At 66.1% G+C, this 21291-nt stretch carries 14 protein-coding genes; 8 read left to right on the top strand and 6 right to left on the bottom strand.

Annotated features, from left to right (window positions below):
• Nucleotides 1–91: 91 nt before the first annotated feature.
• The 4 genes from ACWGDB_RS13585 to ACWGDB_RS13570 all read right to left on the bottom strand — a co-directional run bounded on the left by ACWGDB_RS13585 (nt 92) and on the right by ACWGDB_RS13570 (nt 3718).
• Nucleotides 92–1474 (bottom strand): SCO6881 family protein, encoded by a 1383-nt coding sequence (locus tag ACWGDB_RS13585; RefSeq protein ID WP_453822570.1) that lies wholly within the window; start codon nt 1472–1474, stop codon nt 92–94.
• Nucleotides 1475–1504: 30 nt separating this feature from the next.
• Nucleotides 1505–2191, bottom strand: coding sequence for a hypothetical protein (locus ACWGDB_RS13580; RefSeq protein WP_453822569.1), 687 nt, complete (start codon nt 2189–2191; stop codon nt 1505–1507).
• Nucleotides 2191–2490 (bottom strand): DUF6112 family protein, encoded by a 300-nt coding sequence (locus ACWGDB_RS13575; RefSeq protein ID WP_053215032.1) that lies wholly within the window; start codon nt 2488–2490, stop codon nt 2191–2193. The genes ACWGDB_RS13580 and ACWGDB_RS13575 overlap by 1 nt, the downstream gene beginning before the upstream one ends.
• Nucleotides 2491–2575: 85 nt before the next feature.
• A complete protein-coding gene (locus tag ACWGDB_RS13570; protein ID WP_453822568.1) occupies nt 2576–3718 on the bottom strand; it encodes a C40 family peptidase in 1143 nt (380 codons plus the stop codon).
• Nucleotides 3719–4345: 627 nt separating this feature from the next.
• Here ACWGDB_RS13570 and ACWGDB_RS13565 point away from each other — a divergent pair.
• A complete protein-coding gene (locus tag ACWGDB_RS13565) occupies nt 4346–5095 on the top strand; it encodes a DNA-methyltransferase (protein ID WP_453822567.1) in 750 nt (249 codons plus the stop codon).
• Between the two features lie 203 nt (nt 5096–5298).
• Here the strand turns inward: ACWGDB_RS13565 and ACWGDB_RS13560 are convergent, their stop codons facing one another.
• On the bottom strand, nt 5299–5808 hold the full coding sequence (locus ACWGDB_RS13560) for a hypothetical protein (RefSeq protein ID WP_453822566.1): 510 nt from the start codon (nt 5806–5808) through the stop codon (nt 5299–5301).
• A gap of 398 nt (nt 5809–6206) precedes the next feature.
• On the opposite strand from ACWGDB_RS13560, the gene ACWGDB_RS13555 reads away from it, so the two are divergent.
• Both ACWGDB_RS13555 and ACWGDB_RS13550 read left to right on the top strand, forming a co-directional pair.
• A complete protein-coding gene (locus ACWGDB_RS13555; RefSeq protein ID WP_453822565.1) occupies nt 6207–6566 on the top strand; it encodes a hypothetical protein in 360 nt (119 codons plus the stop codon).
• Between the two features lie 357 nt (nt 6567–6923).
• Nucleotides 6924–8081 (top strand): hypothetical protein, encoded by a 1158-nt coding sequence (locus ACWGDB_RS13550; protein WP_453822564.1) that lies wholly within the window; start codon nt 6924–6926, stop codon nt 8079–8081.
• Nucleotides 8082–8122: 41 nt separating this feature from the next.
• On the opposite strand, the gene ACWGDB_RS13545 is transcribed toward ACWGDB_RS13550, so the two are convergent.
• Nucleotides 8123–9055 (bottom strand): DUF5655 domain-containing protein, encoded by a 933-nt coding sequence (locus ACWGDB_RS13545; protein ID WP_453822563.1) that lies wholly within the window; start codon nt 9053–9055, stop codon nt 8123–8125.
• Nucleotides 9056–9362: 307 nt separating this feature from the next.
• Between ACWGDB_RS13545 and ACWGDB_RS13540 the strand changes: the two genes are divergently transcribed.
• The 5 genes from ACWGDB_RS13540 (at nt 9363) to mads7 (ending at nt 21283) form a co-directional block, all read left to right on the top strand.
• Complete coding sequence (locus ACWGDB_RS13540) at nt 9363–11483, top strand: AIPR family protein (protein ID WP_453822562.1); 2121 nt, start codon at nt 9363–9365, stop codon at nt 11481–11483.
• Nucleotides 11484–11758: 275 nt separating this feature from the next.
• The gene (gene mads2 / locus ACWGDB_RS13535; RefSeq protein ID WP_453822561.1) at nt 11759–13897 is read left to right on the top strand and encodes a methylation-associated defense system DNA methyltransferase MAD2; all 2139 of its coding nucleotides are present in this window, start codon (nt 11759–11761) and stop codon (nt 13895–13897) included.
• Complete coding sequence (mads5, locus tag ACWGDB_RS13530; protein ID WP_453822560.1) at nt 13894–15318, top strand: methylation-associated defense system restriction endonuclease subunit S MAD5; 1425 nt, start codon at nt 13894–13896, stop codon at nt 15316–15318. The genes mads2 and mads5 overlap by 4 nt, the downstream gene beginning before the upstream one ends.
• Entirely contained in the window at nt 15318–19625 is a 4308-nt protein-coding gene (gene mads6, locus ACWGDB_RS13525; RefSeq protein WP_453822559.1) for a methylation-associated defense system protein kinase MAD6, read from the top strand. The genes mads5 and mads6 overlap by 1 nt, the downstream gene beginning before the upstream one ends.
• Nucleotides 19616–21283 carry a methylation-associated defense system protein MAD7 gene (gene mads7 / locus ACWGDB_RS13520; protein WP_453822558.1) on the top strand — a complete coding sequence of 556 codons (1668 nt, stop codon included), beginning with the start codon at nt 19616–19618 and terminating at the stop codon, nt 21281–21283. Before mads6 ends, mads7 begins: the two co-directional genes overlap by 10 nt.
• The last annotated feature ends 8 nt before the right edge of the window (nt 21284–21291 follow it).

Below are 21291 nucleotides of genomic sequence, written 5' to 3'. Positions count from 1 at the left end.
CCTTGGAACGTGGCGAGCAAGAAAGAAGAGAGGAGAGACGGGGCGGGCGGCGCCGGAGGCGACCGTGGCCGCCCGCCCCGTCAGGCGAGGGCTACGAGCCCGATCCAGCCGGCGGCTCGGGATAGACCCACCGTTGCGGCGTGGCACCGCCCTGTGCAGACGGCCCGCCCACCGGCCCGGGACGCCGGGGTGCCGACGGATCCAGGTGCGTGACCCGCGGCTGGGTCACCGCCGCGCCCTCGGGCGTCGGCCCGGAGGAGACCGGTGCCGCGTCGGCCGCCGTGCTCTGGCCGGGACGCTGGATCAGCGGCTGCCCGCGGTCACCGTCGGTGGGAGGCCGGCGGATCAGTGCCCGGCCCTTGTCGCCGGTGGCGTTCGGGTCCTCGCCGAAGCGGAAGTGGGTCTGCTTCGGCTTGTCGCCGTCGGCGGATCCGCCGGTCGGGTCGATGCCGGAGGCGACGCCGCCCCAGCCCTGGCCCGGAACCTTCGACGGGCCCTGCGGAGCGCGCATGCCGGTGCTGGCCGGCATCGCGAGCTGGCCCGCGGTCTTCGCCGCACCGGCTGCCACCGCCACCCCGGCGACGCCCGTACGGTGAAGGTCGTCATGGCCGGAGCCGTCGGCCGCCCAGTGCACGAACTTGTACGTCGCGTACGGACACAGCATCACCAGGACCATGACGACGACGCCCGCCAGAACGTCCGACAGCGCGCTGATCCCGTCCGAGGCGTCACTCTTGCCCATGGCCGAGACGCCCAGCAGGAACACGATCGTCATCAGCAGCTTCGAGACGATGAGAGCCGCGGTGGCCTCGATCCAGCCGCGACGCCAGCGCCGGGCCACTTCCCAGCCGCCCCCGGCCCCGGCGAACACGGCGAGCGTGACCAGGACCAGGATGCCGACTTTCCGAGCGACCATCACGGCCCAGTACAAGAAGGCACCCATCGCGCTGCCGAGCGCGGCGATGGCTGGGAGAGTCCAGCCCAGGGCGTACATGGGCCCCAGGTTGTTGACCGCAATGATGCGGCGAACGGCGTCGTCGATGGAGGTGTTGGCCGCCTTGAACAGACCGGCGCTGAGGGCGTCGACGACGGTGATCGCCACGGTGGTGCAGGCGATGGCGGCGAACGCGAACAGGACACCGGTCACCGTGCCGCTGACCGCTTGAGCCAGGGCACGTTCGTCCCGGCGCCAGGCGGCGCGGGCGAGCTGCAGACAGAACGTGCCGACGGTCAGAATGAGGCCGATCGGCAGCAGCAACTCGTAGTTGCTCCTGAACCACTCGGCATTCAGGTCGATGGCCGTCGTCCTGTCGACCGCCTTCGACGCCAGCTCGGCGGCGGCCTGGGCCATCTCGCCCATCGACTTGGCGATCCAGGCGCCGATGCCATCGGTGACAGCCTCACCGGTCGAACCGACGACGCCGCCGATGGTGTTGCACATCGTCTGCATCAGAGGCAGGTCACAAGCCCCCATAAGGGCACCTCCTTTCGGGAGCGGCGGCGGTCACGGCGCGACGCTCGGCAGCACGCCGACGAGGGCGCAGTCGTGGTGGGGACGGCACTGGACGGCGAGCGTCGTGGAGCGCGATTCGGCTCCGGCGCCCGAGCCCTTCCAGGCGATGGCCTGCTTGCCGGTGACCGTGACGGCGTAGACGTACGCCTCGGTGATCGCGCCGGGGTCCTGGGCCAGGGCGGTCTTGAACGCCTGCGGGTAGTGGCCCTCGCCGACCGTGGCCCTGGCGTGCTGGCGGTTGTCGTGCATCCGCGACCACAGCACCGGGCTGGGGATCTGGTTGGTGACGGACGCCCAGTCGGCGTACTTCTTCTCGGCGGTCATCCACCGCTTGAGCCCGGCCACATGCTCGGCCCGGGAGATGGAGCGGGTGTCGTACGACCAAAGGACCTTGGTGGCCGCCTTGCCGAAGGCGATCGGATCGCTCGTCCGGGGCGGCGCAGCGACGGCCTCACGCTTGCCGTTGGTCGTCTCCGGCGAAGCCGATTCCGGGGCGGACGTCCTCGCCGGAGTGGGGGCCGCGGAGGCTGCGGGCTCCGGGCGAGTCAGGTACGCGAGCAGTCCGGAGATCGCCAGCAGCACCGCGAGCACGATGCTGCCGAGAGCGATACGCCGTAGGACCGAGGAGGGCGCCCCGTAGGTGCGCTCCTGAGCAGTGCGGGAACGTTTCCTGGACATCAGTGGACCTGCGTCCCCATCGCCGAGAAGAACGCGACGATGCCGTTGGCGGCCCCGAGCAGCAGGGCGCAGCCGGCGGCGACGACGGTGCCCTTCTTGCCGTTCGCCTCCGCCTGGTGGCCGCCGCTGTGGTGGCCCCAAGCCCAGACGAGGGCGGATATGGCCAGCGCGCCGACCACCGCGATGATGCTGTAGAGGTTGATCGAGGAGACGACGTTCTTCAGCACGCTGAGGCCGGGAAGCCCGCCCTCCTTCGGTGTGATGCCGGGGTTGTACGCCAGATACTGGGCGTGCTGCATGAGCTTCACTTGGAACTCCAGTGCGATTTTGGGCGCGCGAGGGCCCGAGAGGTGATGGAGCGAGGGGAGGGGGAGAAGAAGCCGGTCAGACGACCCGGCGGGCGGCGACGATGTCCGCACGCCATTCGGCGAGGGTCGAGATCTTGACCACGTCGCCGGTCTTCGGGGCCTGCAGGATCAGCCCCTGGCCAATGAACATCCCGACGTGTTCGGGCGCTGCGGCCGTGCCCCGGGTGAACAGGAGGTCACCCGGCTTGAGGGCATCGACGCTGACCGCCTTGCCCTCCTTGACCTGCGTGTACGTGGTCCGGGAGATCGAGACACCGCCGGCCTTGTACGACGCCTGCATCAGGGACGAGCAGTCGCACCGGCCCATCGGGTCCTGACCGTGGGGATCCGAGCAGTTGCCGCCCCACTGATACGGCGTACCGAGCTGACCAAGGCCCCAACGGATCGCCGTACGCACCGACTTGGGCGCACGAGCCGGGATCTTGTAGCCCTCGGGGACGGACCCCTCGGGAATCGGGCCGAACGAGGACCCGTCCCCGTCAGTGCCGCACGCGGTAGCCGCCGAGGAGGCCGTCTGCTCGTCCTCACCACCGGTGTGGCTGTCCTTGCCAGAACTTGCGTTCTGGCCGAGCGACTTGGCGATGGCCCTCTGGAGCGCTGTGGCCAGCGGCTCCCACTTCGCGTACGCGTCGGGAAAGCCGCTCTTCTGAACCGCCTGTGCGGCCTGGGCGACGGTCATCGACTGCCAGCCCGAGACCTTGAGCAGGCCCTCGTAGAACTTCGTCGAGGAGTGCACCGGATCACGAACCTCGGCAGCCGTACCCCAACCCTGGCTGGGTCGCTGCTGAAAGAGACCGAGCGAATCCCGATCCCCGTAATCCAGATTCCGCAGCCCCGACTCCTGCAGAGTCGTGGCCAGGGCAACGACCTGCCCCCGCGCCGGTACCTTCATCGCGATGCCAGTGGCCTGGATCGTCTCGGCGTTCGGGATCTGCTCCTCGGGGTCATCCAGTCCCGAAACGGACACGGCCCCCTTGCCGTCGCCCTTGAGGATGGACTCCACCTGCTTCGCGACCGCCGCGCTGTCCACAACCTGTGCACCGTCCGTGGAACAGGCGGCCTGAGCACTGCTGGAACCAGCGAGAGCGACAGCGACGGGCGTTATCAACAACGTCGGGCCGAGCGCCACGGCCCCTGCTATGGCGATGGCCTTCTTCACGGACGCGTGCCGAACGCCGAACGGCAGGACAGGGAATCTGGCCCCGGGGAGGGGCGCTCCTGGGCATGCTGCATCGGCAGCTCCTTACTCGTAGGCAGCGCGGCGCAGGCGTTCTCGTCGAAAAGGCCACCGGCACCGCCGGGTTATGAATTCGCAATCCCTGGGGAGACAGGGAAACCAGGGCCGGGAGCTGCTAACTCCCGGCCGCTGGCCCTTGTTGGAAAGCGGCAGCCAGCCGCGCTCGTAATCTCACTCGCCACATGGGGAGTCCCCTTCGCCGATTAGGAAGCCAGTCGGTGAGGTGTCAGACATGCTGTCCATTGGACGGAACGGCACGCCTCGACACAGCTCAGCAGGGGCGGAACCAGGTCCTGTCCTGCGAACACGACGAGACTGTAGGGACGAAGTACGGCCGCACCAAACGGCCGGAGCTTGAGGCGGCTTTGGGGCGTTGAGCTGGGATCTGCTTCATTGGGTGCGGCCGGAATTCGGGGTTAACCTCCAGCGCATTGCTCGCCACGGCGGCTGCTTTCGCAGTTCCGCCGATCGCCCCATGCCGACGTGCGCTTCCCTCCGCGAGCGGAGAAATGGGCGCACGACCGCCCCCCTGAAAGAGAGAACCGCGCAATGCCGTACACCTTGCACCGAGGCGACGCGCTGACCGCCCTCGCCGGCATTCCCGACAACAGCGTCGACGCCGTGATCACCGACCCGCCCTACAACAGCGGCGGCCGAACGAGCAGCGAGCGCACCGGTCGCTCCGCGCGCGCGAAGTACACCTCGGCTGATGCCGAGCACGACCTCGCCAACTTCCCCGGCGAGAACCGAGACCAGCGCTCGTACGGCTTCTGGCTCACCCTTCTGCTCACCGAGTCCTATCGCGCGACCGTCGAGTCCGGCACCGCGCTCGTCTTCACCGACTGGCGGCAGCTGCCGACGACGACGGACGCGCTCCAGGCCGCCGGCTGGACCTGGCGCGGGATCGCCTCTTGGCACAAGCCGGTCTCCCGGCCGCAGAAGGGCCGACTCAAGCAGTCGTGCGAATACATCGTGTGGGGAACCAAGGGACCCGTCGACGCCAACCGCAATCCCGTCTACCTGCCCGGCCTCTACACAGCGAGCCAGCCGAGGAAGGGCCGCGTGCACATCACTCAGAAGCCCGTGGAAGTGATGCAGGAGCTGGTGAAGATCTGCCCGCCGGGCGGAACGGTCCTCGACCCGTTCGCTGGCTCCGGGACGACCGGGGTCGCCGCCTTGCGCGAAGGCCGCCAGTTCATAGGCGTCGAGCTGTCCGAGCATTACGCCGACATCGCCGAAGCTCGTCTGCGCAATGCACTCACCCAGGACGATTTCGAACTCGCCGGTCCTGAGAAGTGAGAGCGGACGCCCCAAGATCGGGGGCCCGAACGCAGACAAGGGCGGCTGCGCCACGGAAACCCGCGGTGCAGCCGCCCTTGAGCGATTGGTGGACCAACTCGGTCTGCCAGCAGTGGGCGCACTCCCACGCGATCTCGACCCTTCAACGCTTGGGAGCCCAAGCGGGCCGAGACGACAGGAGTTCGGAGGTGAGCGGCAGTAGTTCAGTTCGATTCCGGTCGGTTTTCGTTCTCGATCGCCTCACGAACGGCCATCGTGAGGTGCGCGGCTCCCTCGACAAGGCCGTTGATGAGGACCGGCCTGCCGTGTGCGAGCTTCAGCTGAAGACTCACGTTCCCGCCAAACGCGCGGCCGAGCGCAGTGTCCTTGCTGTGGTCGGTGAGGTTGGTGACGTCCTCCCACCTCACGACACGGCGCTTGTCCCGGTAGGTGTGGACCAGACCGTCCACGTACAGCTCGAACGCCTCACCGGCGCGTGTCAGGGACAGCCAACCCAGCCTGCACCCCACGAGTACTGCCCCGAGGCCGCAGCCGAGTACGACGCTCGGCACGAAATCGTCGCCGCTGTTCGAGTTCGGGTACGTGGCCATCGCAGACACCACGCCAAGCAGGAGGCCGACAGGACCCAGCAGGAGCAGCACCAACGAATGGCGACGGCGACGACGGTTGTCGATCTCATAGCGCATCACCAATGCGCCCAGCTCGTCTCCCATACGAGGAAGCTATGGGCCATCGTTCGGGACCGGTCCCGCCACAGGCCCCCGGGGTCCCTTTCCTGTGTGCCCTTCATTTTGTGGGGCATCGCATAATTCCCCAGCCGGAACATCACCGACTGGGCCAGAGACATCGCGGCGTCGACGCCTTCGCCCTCATACAGACGCCGAAGTTGCTCCTCGTTCCCCACGATCGCCAGGGCTCCCGGGCCGTTGGGGCCCCTCACATTGAGCATCGGCTGCGGATTGAACGTGGTCCTGCCTCCTGGAAGGGGACGGTGGACGGTCGTTCGAGCCCGGTGCCGCAGGAGTAGGGAAGAGGCCAGCAACGAAGTAGCGGCGCACGCCCCGGGCTCCCTCGGCCCGGGTTGTCAGTGTCGTCGCCTACCGTCACGGGTATGACTTCTCCTTCCCGTACGTCTTCGACCCGGTGGCTGCTGGAGGCCACCTGCCAAGCCGCGCACTGCGACAATCCCGCCTGGGAACAGCAGCGGCAACTCCTACGCTCCGTCGCGTTCTTCGATACAGCGCGGGAGGTGTGGGTGGTGCGAATCGGCGCTCTCGATGTCCATGCGCTCGGTGCGCTACAGACGCTGTACGAGGCCGCTCGACGGTTCGGTACGCACGTACAGGTTGCGGCCGCTGTCGCCCCGGACAACTGGCAGGGCCCGGCGTTCGACGACGACAGCGAGCTTGCCCGGTTGGCATCAGCCCGCACCGATCAAGGACGGAGGCTGGGGCAGCTTCCGTCTGCCTGAGGACGCCCCGGTGTGCCCGGATCCGGCCTGAAGGGCCAAGTAGGGCCACTTCAAGCTGCCTTCGCAGGGGGAGATCTCCACCGACGGGGGCCGAGCTGAGGCCCTTTCACTGGTCCTAAATGTCGCCGCCGTGGCCAGTTCACCTGTATTGCGAGGAATGCGAAGTTTTGGAATAAGCACCCTCTGCCAGCAGAACAGTCACTGTTGCAGGCGATGCCCCGCAGATCACGGAGTGGGTGGCTGGTAGTCATGAGACTCGTACCAGCCCCCTCTCGGTGAACGACGACTGGAACCAGGCCTTCTGGTGATGTGACGGTACGTGCCGCGGTCACGGACGGAGCTCCGTAAGCTGCCGCCATGAACACCGTGAGCGCCAGGATCTGGAAGTTCAAAATCGTTCCTGGGGCGGGTGGCGATCCTAGCGTTCACGCCAAGAATCTGGGGAGGACGGACCTACCCGTCACCCTTGCCCGCTTGGTGCACATCAATGCCTTGGCCTGCGACTTCCGGCGAGTCGTCGACTACCGCGTTCGCCTGCATGAAGCCCGGCTGTTGACCAGCTATCTCGCTGCCCCAAGCGGGCTTGCCTTTCAGGTCGACTACCCGTCACTGCTGGCCACATCGCTACACGTCCGACGGTTCATCAGTGAGTGTGCTGGGCTGGGTGTGATGACAGCTGGGAGCGAGACGCTGTTCTCGTGGAAGCCAGGCCGCAACGCCCTTCACAGCTTCGACGTCCTTCCGCCCGGTCCCTTGCAGGCCAAGTACGGGACCTTCGGCGTCAGGCCGGATCTTTTGTTCCACCTGCCTCAAGGGGCCGTTGCCGGAGAAGCGCGCGGTCGCCATCGAGAGGCGAAAACGCTGTTCCCGAAGGGGCCGGATGCGAACCAGAGGGCCCGGCTCCTTCAGCTTGCCGCCTGGTCGGCTGCCTTGGAGGACCACCCGTACTTCATGAGCTGGGTCTGGATCGGTGCCATGGGGGTGGGAGTTGACATCTTCATCCCCGACGCTGGTTGGTGGAGCAGTGACGGCGTGCAGCTCGGACCGATCCCGGAGGAGGACGAACCGTATTGGTGGATCGACCCGCCGAGTCGGCAGCGGCCGCGTGGGTTGGATGACGGCATGGACAGGCGGCCTCCACTCCTCCGGCCCGGACGACCGCGCACCGACGTAGGGGCCATCCGAGACCGCGCGGACGCGAGAGTGAACAGCGTCCTCGACACCCTTTACAAGACGGCGGACTCGGATGTGGGCAGCTTCGCGGGCGTACCTGTGCGAGGTTCCTGGGCGATGGCCGACGAACTTGACAGCACTCCCCGGTACGAGGTCCTGATCGGTGTCCTCTCCAAGTACCCGTCGGCGTTGCGCTCTGCACGTCGGCGTCGAGAGGGTATCGAACTGGCAGGGAAGCGGGCGGATGTCCACTTGGAGGGCCGCCTTCTCACCGTCGTCCGTGAGACCGGCGGCACTCAGCCGAGCTGGGCGCAGCTCGAAGAAGAGCTCCTTGAAAGGTAAGGACGCCAGAGCCCCGCAGCCGAGGTCGTCTCCGCTCTCGGTCAGGCTGCTACGAACGCTCGTTGGATGAGCGGCGCCGCCTTCTCCAAGTCTGCCGCAGAGGCGATCCGGACTTCCAGGTCACCTGTGCCGAGATGGCCGATGCCACGCATGTCGCGCGAAAAGCCTTCCTCCAGAGTCACGGTGTCCGGGTCGATCTTCAGGTAGACCATGATCGCCTCGTGCTTGGGGCGGAAGATGACGGAGGCGATGTTCACCATCCGCCGATAGGCGATGTAGTGCTGCTTTGTGTCGACCTCTACCTCGCCCGAGGCGGTCAGCATCTCGTCCAGCTCGCCGTACAACGCGCGCAAGCAAGCGGGAGCCACGTCGAGAGTCGCGCGGACCGACTGCGCGCCATCTTCCTTGTGAGAGACCACCTCCCGCTCTCGAGGCTGCCGTCGAGTGGGTGCCGGACTGGTGCTGCCGGCGGCCGACTCGACCAGCAACAGACTCAGCAGGCCGCCGTTGAAGACGCGGTAGCGCACGAGGTCGATCCGCTTGTTTAGGTCATGCACGGCGACCCTGTCGTGATGGGAGAACCCGGCAGCGATGCAGACCATTCGCGGGTTGCGCCAGTCGATCGTCGCGGCTGCATCCGTGCCCAGCTTCTCCTTGACCAGCGCCTCGAATTCGTGGCGCGCGGAACGCAGCCAGGACAGGTACGAGACAGCCTGCGACAGGACACCGTTGTCGGAGCCCTTCTTGTACTCGATCACCACCGGGCTGTTGTTTTCGTCCAGCCCGAGCGAGTCGATCCGGCCTCGGTGCCATGGACCCGTGGGGTACTCCGACGCCAGGAAACGAATGCCGAGCATCGCCTCCATGCCAGCTTCGATCCGACGCTGCAGCTCCACCTCCAGAGCCACCGAGGAGCCACGCAACTCGACGTCCTGGCCATCGGCATCCAGCTGGAACAGCTTCAGGTCGGTCACCAGCGTCCCCTCCTACGATCACTACAGGTGAGGCAATCGAGAGACGCCTGCGGGTATTCCCGGACTTGATCTTTAAGTGTGCCAAGCACGGAGAGAGCGGTTGATGCAGGCAGATCCAGTCGATGCGGTGCTGTGCAGATGATGAGGGTTTGCGACACTGCGGGGCCCGAGGCGACGTCAAGTACCACCATCGACCTTGCCATTGAGTGGGCAGGCTCGTCTCCATGACCAAGGCGTGAAGTACGGGAACCTCAGGGCACTTCGCTCGATAGGGTCTCGTTCGTCAGGAGTGTGACGGGAGTGGGGCATGAGCAAACTGCACGTCGGGTATGTCCGCAAGGCGATCGAGGAGCGCTTCACCGGCCTCATCGACATGACGGACCAAGCACGGTTATCCGAAGAGAAGCGTCATCAAGCCTTCCTTAGCCGCGGGCTGGCCGCACTCGCCGTGCAGATCGAGCACCCATGCAGTGACCGTGCCGCAGCGATCAGTGTCTTCGATGGTCAGGATGACCGCGGCCTGGACTCCATTGCCGTGGAGGTCAGGTCCGCCCAGCCGCGAATCTGCCTGGTGCAGGCTAAGTGGAGCGACCAGGGCAAGGGCGGATTCGGCGAGGCCGAGGTTCATAAGATGATCCAGGGCCTGAATCTGATGCTCGACCGTCACTTCACTAAGTTCAACAGCCGGTTCCAGCCGTTCGTCCCCGACATCGAGCGGGCGTACGAGGTCGGCACGCCGAAGATCACGCTCGTTCTCGCGTTGATGCGGACCGCTCCGATCAGCCAGGACGTCCGCGAGCTCCTGGAGGAGAAGGTCGCGGAGCTGAACCAGGTCGAGGAGATGGTCGAGTACAAGATCCTCGACCTTCGTGACTTCCACCGTGCCATCCTCGGCGACGCCGCGGCGCCGCGGATCGACACCAAGGTCCGACTGGACGGCTTCGTGCAGGAGTCGACTCCGTACAAGGCCCTGTACGGCACCATGACCGTTCCCGACCTCGCGGACCTCTATGGCGAGCACCGGCGCGGCCTCTTCGCGCGGAACATCCGTGACTCCCTAGATCTGACCGACGTCAACATCAAGATCAGGAACACGCTGCTCGAGCAGCCGGAGCACTTCTGGTACTTCAGCAACGGCATCACCATGCTCTGCGAGACGATCAAGCCGGCCGGCAAGGCGGTGCCCGGCAAGGTCGGGGACTTCCAGCTCACTGGGGTCAGTGTGGTCAATGGTGCCCAGACGGTGAGTGCCATCCACCGGGCGTACACCGCCGACCCGGACACCGCACAGTACGGCCGGGTGATGGTGCGTCTGATCTCCCTGGAGGACTGCCCTCCCGGTTTCGGCGATCACGTGACCACGACTACAAATACGCAGAACCCGATCGAGGAACGCGACTTCAAGTCCCTCGACAGCGGACAGGTCCAGCTTCGCGACGACTTCGCCCTCCTGTTGCACCTCAGCTACGTGATCAAGCGGGGTGAGACGACGCCGGAGCCGGAGCACGGTTGCTCGATGGCGGAGGCCGCTGAGGCTCTGGCCGCCACGAGCCCCAACGCCCAACTCGCTGCCGTGGCCAAGCGCGATCAGAACCTCGCTGGCCTGTGGGAGGACGAGACCTACCAAGAGATCTTCGGGCCGGCGCCGAGCGCATTCCGCGTCTGGCGCTGCGTCCAGCTCCTCCGCGAGGTCCGCACCCAGCTGCAAACACTGCGGGACGGACTGCTCTGGCGCGCCGATGCCGCCGCTTTCTACGGAGATCTCCTGGTCACCCACATCGTCTTCCGCCGTCTGAACACCCGCTCAATCGAGGACCCGGAATACGACTGGTCGGCAGAACTTGCGAAGGTCCCAGACCTGGTACGGGCCACCCTCGCCTGGGCGCTGACCGCCATCGACGAGGAGTATGGCAAGACCAGCCACATCATCGCCGCAGTGCGGAACACTGAGCGGATCGAGCGGGTCGTACGGGCAGCCCTGCGCGGCCTGGACTCTGGTCGCAGTGCGCCTGCGCTGGAAGAGAATTACCAGGTCACGGAGGTTGAGACCCGCGGACGTCAGGTCAACGCCGTCACCACTCTGATCGCCAAGGGACGTATCCCGGACGGCACGGTCCTCGAGTACCGGCCATACAGCAAGCCCGAGCGCCGCGACATGACAGAGTGGCTGGCGGAGGACCCGAAGCGTTCGCGTGCGACTTGGAGCAACGACGGTGGTCGCTACCCACTGCAATGGCATGCGAACGAGGAGTGGTACTCGCCCAGCGGCCTCGCTCGGGAGATGCGTCGACTCGCCTCTGGGGTGAGCTCCTCGGTGCAGGGCACCCTCCGGTGGTTCGTGCCCGGTGAGGGGTCACTCGATGAGCTGGCGCTGGCTGTGCGCCTGGAGGAAGGGCTGGACACGGGGGACCAGTCGGCCGGCGCCTGACCCCGGGGCGGGCGATGGCTGCCCGAGCCCAAGCGGCGGGGTTCCCAGGCTGCGATGGGCCTGTTGTCCGGGAGCGGACATAGGGAGCATTGTCGGTGGTCCGCTGTAGGCTCGCGCCGCACCGCATGGCAGAACACCCGCGGCCTGATAGGAAGCGCCGTAACTGATGGCTCAGCGGCCGTAGAATCGCAGGTTGCGGATGCGATGGGTGTGGACCAACCAGGTCCCAGAGGCACCGCCGGGACCACCGAGCACAGGAAAGAAGCAGCACGCTGATGGAGGAACTGACCTTGGACCTGGCCATCCCGCAGCAGCCCGGGGATGGGGCCGATCCAGCGACGGAGGACACTCAGCCTCGGGTCACCGCCCTGGAGGAGGGGCAGGTCGTCGACTACATCACTGGGGAGGCGATCAGGGAGACACCGAAGGAGAAGGTCCGACAGAGGATCGTTCGCGCACTGGTGCACGAGCACGGCATCGACCCTCATGACATGGCGCGCGACTTCTCGGTCACGGTCAGTGAAGAAGGTGCTCCGCGTAAGCGGACGAAGAAGGCCGACATCGCGATCTTCGAGTCCGGTGCCCAGCACACCACGGCGAATCTACGCCGCGTGGTGATCTGCAAGCCTGAGCCGAAGCGAGGCAAGAACGTCGTCAAGCTCCGCGAACCGGTGCAGGCGGAGAAGGATCTGGCCGAGCTACAGGAGCTGATGGGCAACGAGGATCGTCCCGAATGCGCGGACGGCATGTGGACGGACGGGGTCGACTTCTTCTTCCTCAAGAAGGTGATCGGCGACTTTGGTGCGACTTTCGAGGACCGCAGCGACTGGGAGGTCGCCGAGGGGACTAGAGGCAGCCGGACCGTGGCTTCGCATCAGCGGCTGCGGCGAGCTGAGCCGGAGATGCTCAAGACGACCTTCCGGCGTTGCCACAACTACATCCACGGCAACGAGGGCATGCCGAAGGATGCCGCCTTCTGGCAGTTTCTCTACCTCCTGTTCGCCAAGATGTACGACGAGCGGGTCAGCCGGGGAACGGCCCACGGAAGGTTCCGCACGGGCCTAAAGGAGATGTTCGACCCGGCGGGCCGTGCAGCCATCAGCGCCCGGGTCAAGGAACTGTTCGAGGACGTCAAGCGCGAGTACAAAGACGTCTTCAAGCCCACCGACGAGATCACCCTCTCTGACCGGGCCCTCGCCTTCATCGTCAGCGAGCTTGCGCCCTACGACCTGAGCGGCACGGATGTCGACGCCAAGGGAATCGCCTACCAGGAGCTCGTCGGAATTAACCTGCGCGGCGACCGGGGGCAGTACTTCACTCCGCGCGGCGCGGTCAACCTGATGGTCGAGATCCTCGATCCCCAGGAGGACGAGACAGTTCTCGACCCGACCTGCGGTACCGGCGGCTTCCTCCAGGCGACGCTCAACCACCTGCATCACACCTGGCAGAAACAGGAAGGGACATTCGGCTTCCCCGATACCGATGAGCAGCGCGAACGCTTCCGGGACCGGTTGCAAACGTACGCGGAGAAGCACCTGTTCGGCGCGGACTTCGACCGGTTCTTGGTCCGGGCGACCACCATGAACATCATGACGCTCGCGGAGACGACCGGGAATGTCTTCCACATGGACTCCTTGGCCTTCCCCCGAGGGCATCTGCCTGCCGTCGAGTCGGCGAAGAAGCAAATTCCGCTCGGCGAGGTTGTGGACGTGCTTCTCACCAACCCTCCGTTCGGGGCCGACATCCCCGTCAGCGACGATTCGGTCCTCGAGTCGTTCAGCGACGGCATCGCCAAGTCGTGGGTGCGGAACAAGGAGACCGGCAAGGTCGAGGCCAGCGGGACTACACCGTCGAGCATGGCGCCCGAGCAGTTGTTCATCCAGCGCGCCATCGAGTGGGTTAAGCCCGGTGGCCGTATCGGCATCGTCTTGCCCAATGGCATCCTGTCGAATCCAGGGCCGACCGACGAGGCGATCCGCCGGTACATCCTGGAGCACTGCTGGGTGCTCGCGAGCATCGAACTGCCGGTGGAGACCTTCATCGTCGACGCGAACGTCAACATCCTCACGACGCTCCTCTTTCTGAAGCGGAAGACCGATCGGGAGGTGCGCAACCACCGGATTGGAACGGAGAAGCCATACCCGGTCTTCATGGCAGTCGCCGAGAAGGTCGGATTCGACCGCCGGGGGAATGACCTCTACAAGCGCAAGCCCAATGGGGACATCGTGGTGGAGACGAAGGTCGAAATGGAGCGGCTCCGCATCCGCGGCAAGGTGGTCACCCGGCCGCTGAAGCGTAGCCAGCCGGTCATCGACAACGACCTGCCAGTGATCGCGGAGAAATACCGGGAGTTCCGGGCCAAACACCCGGTGCCGGGCGTGGACCCGCGCGAGGGCACGGAGGCGGGCGCGTGAAGGTCGCCAGCCTTTCCAACCCGGTGATGTCAGACTGGCTGGCGGACCAGGGGCTCCGGCTCGACGCATCGCCATACATCGCGGGCTCCCTGGAAGCGAAGAAGATGCTGGAGCGCCTGCCGGACACAGTGCCGCTGGCGAGCGTGACCTCCGGGTACAACGGCGGGATCTTCAGCGGGCCCATGTTCCGTCGGGTCTATCTCACAGACCCTGATCACAGCGTGCCGTTCCTTGGTACGAAGGACATGATGGCGGCCGACCTCACGGGGCTGCCCCGGCTGCGGAAGTCCGACGCCAGGTCGGCGGCCTTGTCCTACCTTCAAGTGAAGCCCGGTATGACCTTGATCTCGCGCTCGGGGTTCAACGCCGGCAGGAGAGCCTACGTCCGGCCTGACATGGGCGACTGCTGGGCGTCGGAGGACATCCTCAAGGTCGAGCCTGACCCGGAGGAGATTAAGCCCGGGTATCTGTACGCCTTCCTGCTTTGCCGGTTCGGAGAGTCACTCGTCCGCGGATCGGTCTATGGGTCGGCCGTGAAGCACATCGAGCCGCACCACATCGCAGGGCTTCCCGTGCCCCGGTTCAACGAGAGGTTCGAGGAGCGGGTTCATCTGCTGGTGGAACGAAGCGCGAAGCTGCGGGCGCGCTTTCAGGCAGGGCTTGTCGCTGCGACAAAAGATTTCTTCGACAGTGTCAAGCTTTCGGAGCTGAGCGACTTTCGTTGGCACCAGGAGAAACGGGACCTCGGGTTTGAAGTTCCCGATGTGGGCTCGGATTCGCTGCGGGCGTTGAACTTCGCGCCTCGGGCTAGAAAAATCATCGAAAAGCTCGAATCGGTTCCGGGTCGAACGCTTGGAGATATTTGCACCAGCGATAGCCTGCGTATTGGCTCGCGCTTTAAGCGGATTGACACTGACCCATCTCATGGAGTGCGCATGATTGGTCAGCGACAGGCGTTCTGGGGCCGCCCTGAAGGCCGATGGATCAGTGCATCTCAGGCTCCAGCAGATTCTCGCCTGCAGGATGAAACGGTCCTTGTTGCGGGGCGTGGCACTCTTGGCGAGAATGAGGTTTACGGTCGTTCAATCTTGGTTACAGGATCCTGGTTGCAGCATGCATACAGTCAGGACTACGTGCGAGTTTCGAGCGGGGATGCTGAAATTCCCGGCGCCTACCTCTTTGCCTTCTTCCGATCCGACGTAGCCTTCAGGGTCCTGCGATCCATGAGTTACGGCGGAAAGCAACAGGGATTCCATCCTCAGCGTCTCCAACAGTTGCACGTGCCCCTCGCGCCCCCTGCCGACCGTATCCGCATCGCCCAAACCGTTCGGTACGCCTACCAATGCCGCGACCGCGCCGACGTTTTGGAGGACAAGGCGCTCGCACTACTCACTGCTGCCATCGAGGAGGCCGCTGGCTGATGGGTGCCAGGATCGTTGCTGTTGGGGAGGCCGTCAACGATGCCGAGCGGAGGGTGATCGCGCACTTGCGTGATCATGCCCCCGACGACTGGACGGTCCTGCACTCCGTTGAAATCCCGTACCGGAACGAGCTGTTCGAGGTCGACCTGGTCGTCGTCACCGGACATGCCGTGCTCGTCATCGACGTCAAGGGCACCCGCGGTCGTATCGAGGTCGCTGGCAACCGGTGGCATCCGGCGATGCGGGCTCCGTTCCGGAGCCCGCTGCCGAAATTGCGCGGGCACGCCAAGCAGCTCAAGACGATCCTGGAGACGGCCCATCGGCCGTTGTCCCGGCTCTACACCGACGCGCTTATGGTGCTGACCGCGCGGGATGCCCTGCTCATCGATCGCACGCCGCGACAGCAGGATGCCAGGGACACCGTCACGCTGCCCGACCTGATCGGACGGCTTGCCGATGCTACCCGTGTCCCCACGGTCTCGGGGCGGTTCGACACGGACATCGCGGCGCATCACGAGCTGATCGTGCGTACGGTCCAGGGGTCCTCCCGACCGCCGTCCGGGCCCCTGCGATTCGGCAGCTGGGAGGTCATCGAGCGGCTCAGTGAGACGGCCCCCGATGACGGTGCCGACATCCACAGCGAGTACCGAGCGAAGAATGCGCTGGCCGTGCAGGGGTCGGGCACGGTCCGGCTCTCCGTTCGCAAGGCCGATCCGTACGCTCCGGAGGCCGATCGGCTGCTGCAGCAAAAGCGGATAGGCATCGCCTACGAGGCGCTGGGCAAGCTGCCCTCGCACCCGAACATCGTCGGGGTGCGGGACTTCTTCGCGGACGAGGACAAGGACGTCTTCGTCACCGTCTTCGACGACGTACCCGGCCACGCTCTGAAGCTGCATCTGACCGGGTCCGAGGATCCGCTAACCGCCGACGCGAAACTGCGGATCATCCGGCATGTCCTGATGGGCCTCGCCCATGCCCACCAACGGCGCATCGCGCACCGAGAGCTGAATCCGTCGACCATCCTGATCGCGCAGGACGGCCGGGCGATGCTGACCGGCTTCGAGTACGCGAAGACCGCGCAGCGGCGCGTCCACACGGTGATGCAGGAAGCCCACCAGGTTGCCGACCGGTCCTATCTGGCGCCCGAATGCCATGCGGACCCCGCTGCGATGGGCATGAAGTCGGACATCTACGCGGTTGGCGTCATCGGCTACCAGCTTCTCACCGGCGAGCTCCCCTTCACTTCGGCCACGGAGCAGGTAAGCGTGGCTGGGCAGCTCCCGGTCAGCGGCCTGGAGGGTGCCGGTGTCCGGGTCGAGCTTGCCCACTGGCTCCAGAAGCTCTGCGCGACGGACCCGGCGGATCGGCCGACCGCGCTCGAGGCGCTGCGGCGACTCGATCTCGCTATGGGCGCGCGAAACATTCCGTCCAAGCGCATCGGCTCCTCCGCCGCGCCCCAGTCTGCCTCTGCGGCGGGGGTGGATGGACCGCGCGGTCCTGAGTTCTTCAAGGACCTGCCTGCCGACTTCCAGCTCGGAACGAAGTACCTGGTGCGGCATCGGCTGGGCCGCCCCGGATCGTTCGGCGTGGCCTACCGGGTGTACGACACCATCAGGAGCGTTGACCGCGCGGTGAAGCTGGTCCTTCGTGATCGGGACTCCGTCCTGGAGCGGCTGCGCCGTGAAGCAGACGTACTGCAGCGACTCCAACACGCGCCGCATCGCAACGTGGTGTCGATGGTGGACGCGGACAGGCTGCTGCCTCCCGACGAATACCCCTACCTGGTCTTCGAGTTCATTGACGGCAAGGACGTCGCCGAGGTGGTCCGCGGCGGGCGGATGGGCGCGGCGGACGTGCTGCGGCTCGCGATCGACACGGCCCGCGGGCTGCGGCACATCCACGAACTCGGGGTATGGCACTGCGATGTCAAGCCGAGCAACCTGCTCTGGACCGACGACGGGGTCAAGCTGATCGACTTCGGGATATCCAAGACCTCGGACTCCTCCGAAGGGCACACCTACACCAGTCCGCGCTACACCCCGCCCGATCTGGACCAGGTCCCTGCTGACGGCACCGGATACACCGACCGCGACTTGTTCGGGCTCGGCGTCACCCTGTACGAGGCGCTGACCGGCGGACAGTATCCGTGGGAAGGCGTCGAGTATCCGCCGCCCGGGGTGCGCCCGGTCGATCCGCGCACCGCCTACAGCGGCTTCGGAGACCTCTCGCCGGGCCTAGTTGAGATCATGCTGCGGGCCATTTCCCCCTACCGTGGCGAGCGGTTCACCACAGCTGAAGAGCTGCTGCGCGCACTGGAGGCCCTGGAATCCGCGCGCATCGCGCCCGTTCCGCCGCGGCTGCCCGCGCGCTCCGAACTGTCGCCCGCTCCGTCGGTCACCAGCAGCGGTGACGAGTCTCTGCGGCCTGAGCCGAACAGCAATCCATTCGTCGCGCACCTCCAGACGCTGTACAGCCAGAGCCGCCGCAGTAACCGAGGCACTCGCGGACTCGACCCGCACAGTATGTCCGTGTATGTCGAGACGGCCCTGGACCGTGAGCTCGTACCGGCACTCCGCGAAGGTCGGCACACGCTCGTCGTGGTCACCGGCAACGCGGGCGACGGCAAGACCGCGTTTCTGGAGAGCTTCGAACGACAGGCCCGCGATCTCGGGGCCACGTTCGGGCCGCGGAGGCCCAACGGCACCGACTTCACCCTGGATGGTCACCGCTTCCGCACCAACCACGACGGAAGCCAGGACGAGGGCGAGACCAGCGGCGACGAGGTCTTGGAAGAGTTCTTCGCGCCGTTCACCGGTGCCGACGACTCGGCGTGGCCGGTTCAAGACGAGACCAGGCTGATCGCTATCAACGAGGGGCGTCTGGTCGACTTCCTCAGCCATCACCACGACCGCTTTCAACACCTTGCCAAGCTCGTCAACCTGGGCTTGGCGGGTCGGCCAACCGGACAGGCCGCCGCCGTGGTCAATCTCAACGCGCGTGACGTGGCTGCCCGTCCCCTCGATACCGATGGGGCGCCCCAAGACGGCGAGTCGCTGCTTGAGCGCATGCTCGACCGGATGACGCACAGCCGGTTTTGGGAGGACTGCGAGAGCTGTGACCTTGCCGCGACCTGTTACGCACGGCACAACGCCCAAACTTTCCAGCACCCCGCGGCCGGCCCGCAGGTCAAGCGGCGGCTGCGGCGGATCTACGAACTGACCCAGCTACGTGGCAAGCTGCACATCACCCTCCGGGACCTGAGGTCGGCCCTCGCTTTCACCCTCACCTCGGGCCGCGACTGCGCCGAGATCCACCAGCTGTATGCGGCCGGCGACGCGCGGGAGATCCTGGACAGCTTCTACTTCTCCGCACACCTTGGTACTCCGCCCGCAGACGACGGGACCCCACGGGAACGGGACCGGCTGCTCTCCCTGTTGCGGGAGGCCGATGTGGCGTCGGTTCCCCAGCCACAGCTCGACCGGCGGCTCGACTATGCGGGACTTCTCGAGGACCGTGCACTGGTCACGGTCGACGGCCGCAGCGACCACGGCCGCACACTGCTGGACCAGCAGTTCCAGCAGCTTGGCCGGTCGGCTGCCGCCCGCACCTCCCAGGCGGCGGCGCATCGCCGCTACGTGGACGGGGCCCGCCGGCTGCTCTACTTCGAGCTCCACGACGAGGAGCGCGCAGAGCGGATGCTGCCGTTCCCCTCGGTGCTGCGTTTCATGGACCTGCTCTCGGCCCGGAGCTCCCTTGCAGAGGAGCGGGACGGCATCCTGCGTGCGCTCAACCGCGGCGAAGGACTGGTTGTCCCCGAGCGGATCGGTGACGCCCTCGCGCTGAAGGTGCGGGACGTGCAGGGCGGAACCGTCCGCAGCTTCCGCCGATTCCCTTCCGCAGGGTTCCGCCTTGAACCCGGAGAAGCCCCGGACTCGACATACATCGAGTCCGGGCGCACCTCGTTGCGCCTCAGCTACCACGACCCGGCCGGCAGCCAGGGCGGGACAGCCGAGTTGGACATCCGGCTCGACCTGTTCGAGCTTCTGCAGCGGTTCGAGCGTGGCTACAGGCCGTCTGTCGCCGACCTCCAAGGACAGCAGCTCGCCCTTGCCGTGTTCAAGAACAGGCTGGCCGCCGTCCCGTATCAGGAAGTGCTGCTAACGACACATGGACACGACCTGCGTCGCATCCACCGCACCGAGGACTCCGTACTGCACATGGAAGAGCTGACGGCACGGCAGCCGGACGGCGAAGATGAGCCGCTCGCCGAGGGCGCCGACCGGGTGGAGGAGACGACATGGCGCTGACCGGGTCCCTGGGCACCTTCCACCATCCCGGCATCAGCCGGATCGACTACAAGGCGCTGGACATGGACCGTGTCCTCACCGCGCTCCTGGCCCGGCTTTGGCACCAGGGACTGCCCAGCAAGATCAGCCGGGCTAAGACCCTCGAGGTCGACGTGTTCGTCAAGCTGTTCCTGCAACATCCCGAGGTGTTTGACGGCTTCGACCGGGAGACCACCACCCGCTGGACGGCCACCCATCTCCTGGATCTTGTCAACCGGGGCAAGGCAACCGAGGCGGTGGCGAGCCCCCGGCCTCTGCACGGATTCACCTACCGCTTCCGCAACAGCCGAAAGTCTCGCCCGTACGGGGCCGACGAGCAGCTGTACGAGATGCTTGCCGAGGACCCGGGCGCCCTGGCCGGCCTGCGTGAGTTCTTCTTCTCCGACGTGGACCGGGCCACCGGGGCGATCACTCCCGGCCCGGGCACCGACGTGGAGACGCAGGCCCTGCTCCACCTGGTGGAGCAGGCCGGAAACCAGATGCAGGATCGGCCGGACACCAGCAAACCCCGCACGCCCTACCCGCCGCTGTGCGCTCAGCCGGCGCGGCAGTTGTGCCAGGACGTCATGCGGTTGCTGTACCACCAGGACCACATGCCACGCACCGTGCTCGTGGACTATCTTAAAATCCTCTTCGCCTTCCATCTGTCCCTCTACCACCTGCGCATGATGAAGCTGCTGCCCGCCGTCGTCGAGGCGGGCGCGGCCCCCGCGTCCTGCCGCAAGGGACACGCTGGGGAGGATGCGGCGGACCGCTGTCCGTACAGGGTGCGGCTCTTCCTCGACGTCGAAGGAACACCTGGCACCCCGGCCGCCGTGCTGGCCGAACGCAGCGCGGAGATCTGGTACCGGCGGATTCCTCGTTTCGTCCAGGCGACCTACCAGGTGAAGAAGCTCGACGACTTCGCCGAGCACCTCGCCGTCAAGACAGACAAACTCAGTCGGCCCCGCGGGAGGAACTACTTCACCCCGGAGGAGGTTCTGCGACTGCTCGGCAAGTCGTACCGCAAGGATCGCGACGCCTTCTTCCTGCAGCGCACCAACCGGGTGCGCGACGAGGAAGAGGACACTCCCGCGGAGCTGAAGCAGATCACCCAGCTTGACCTTGACCCCTTCGACGAGTACATCGAGATGCTGATGCACTACAAGGGGCGCTACTACCGCCGCTACTTTGTCGACTGCCTCGACTCGATGCTGCTCAAGCACCGGCCCGGCGCCCTGCTCGCGCAGCCGCGTGGCGGTCGCAGCGGTGGCGAGAACTCCGCCCGCCGCTTCGTGCTGGACGCGCGGCTACTAGAAGTGCTCCTTCAGGTGTCGCTGCTCCGGGAAGACAACGACTCCTCCGGTGATCTGCAGACATCGCCGATGCGTGTGGACGAGTTCCTCGCCCTCTTGCGGGATCGCTACGGGCTGTACATCGACCAGCTGCCCGACTCCGACGGATTCTCAGGCGCACACCTCGACGACCAGGCAGCACTGCGCGCCAACTCGGCGGCATTCCTCAACCGGCTTCGCGAGATCGGCTACTACCAGGACATGTCGGACGCCTATCTGACACAGACCATCACTCCCCGGTACGCCATCGGCACAGTGGAGAAGATGGGAGTGACGGCCCGATGAGCACAATC

Source organism: Streptomyces sp. NPDC055013 (assembly GCF_053608645.1).
This window is presented reverse-complemented; position numbering and strand designations above follow the sequence as displayed.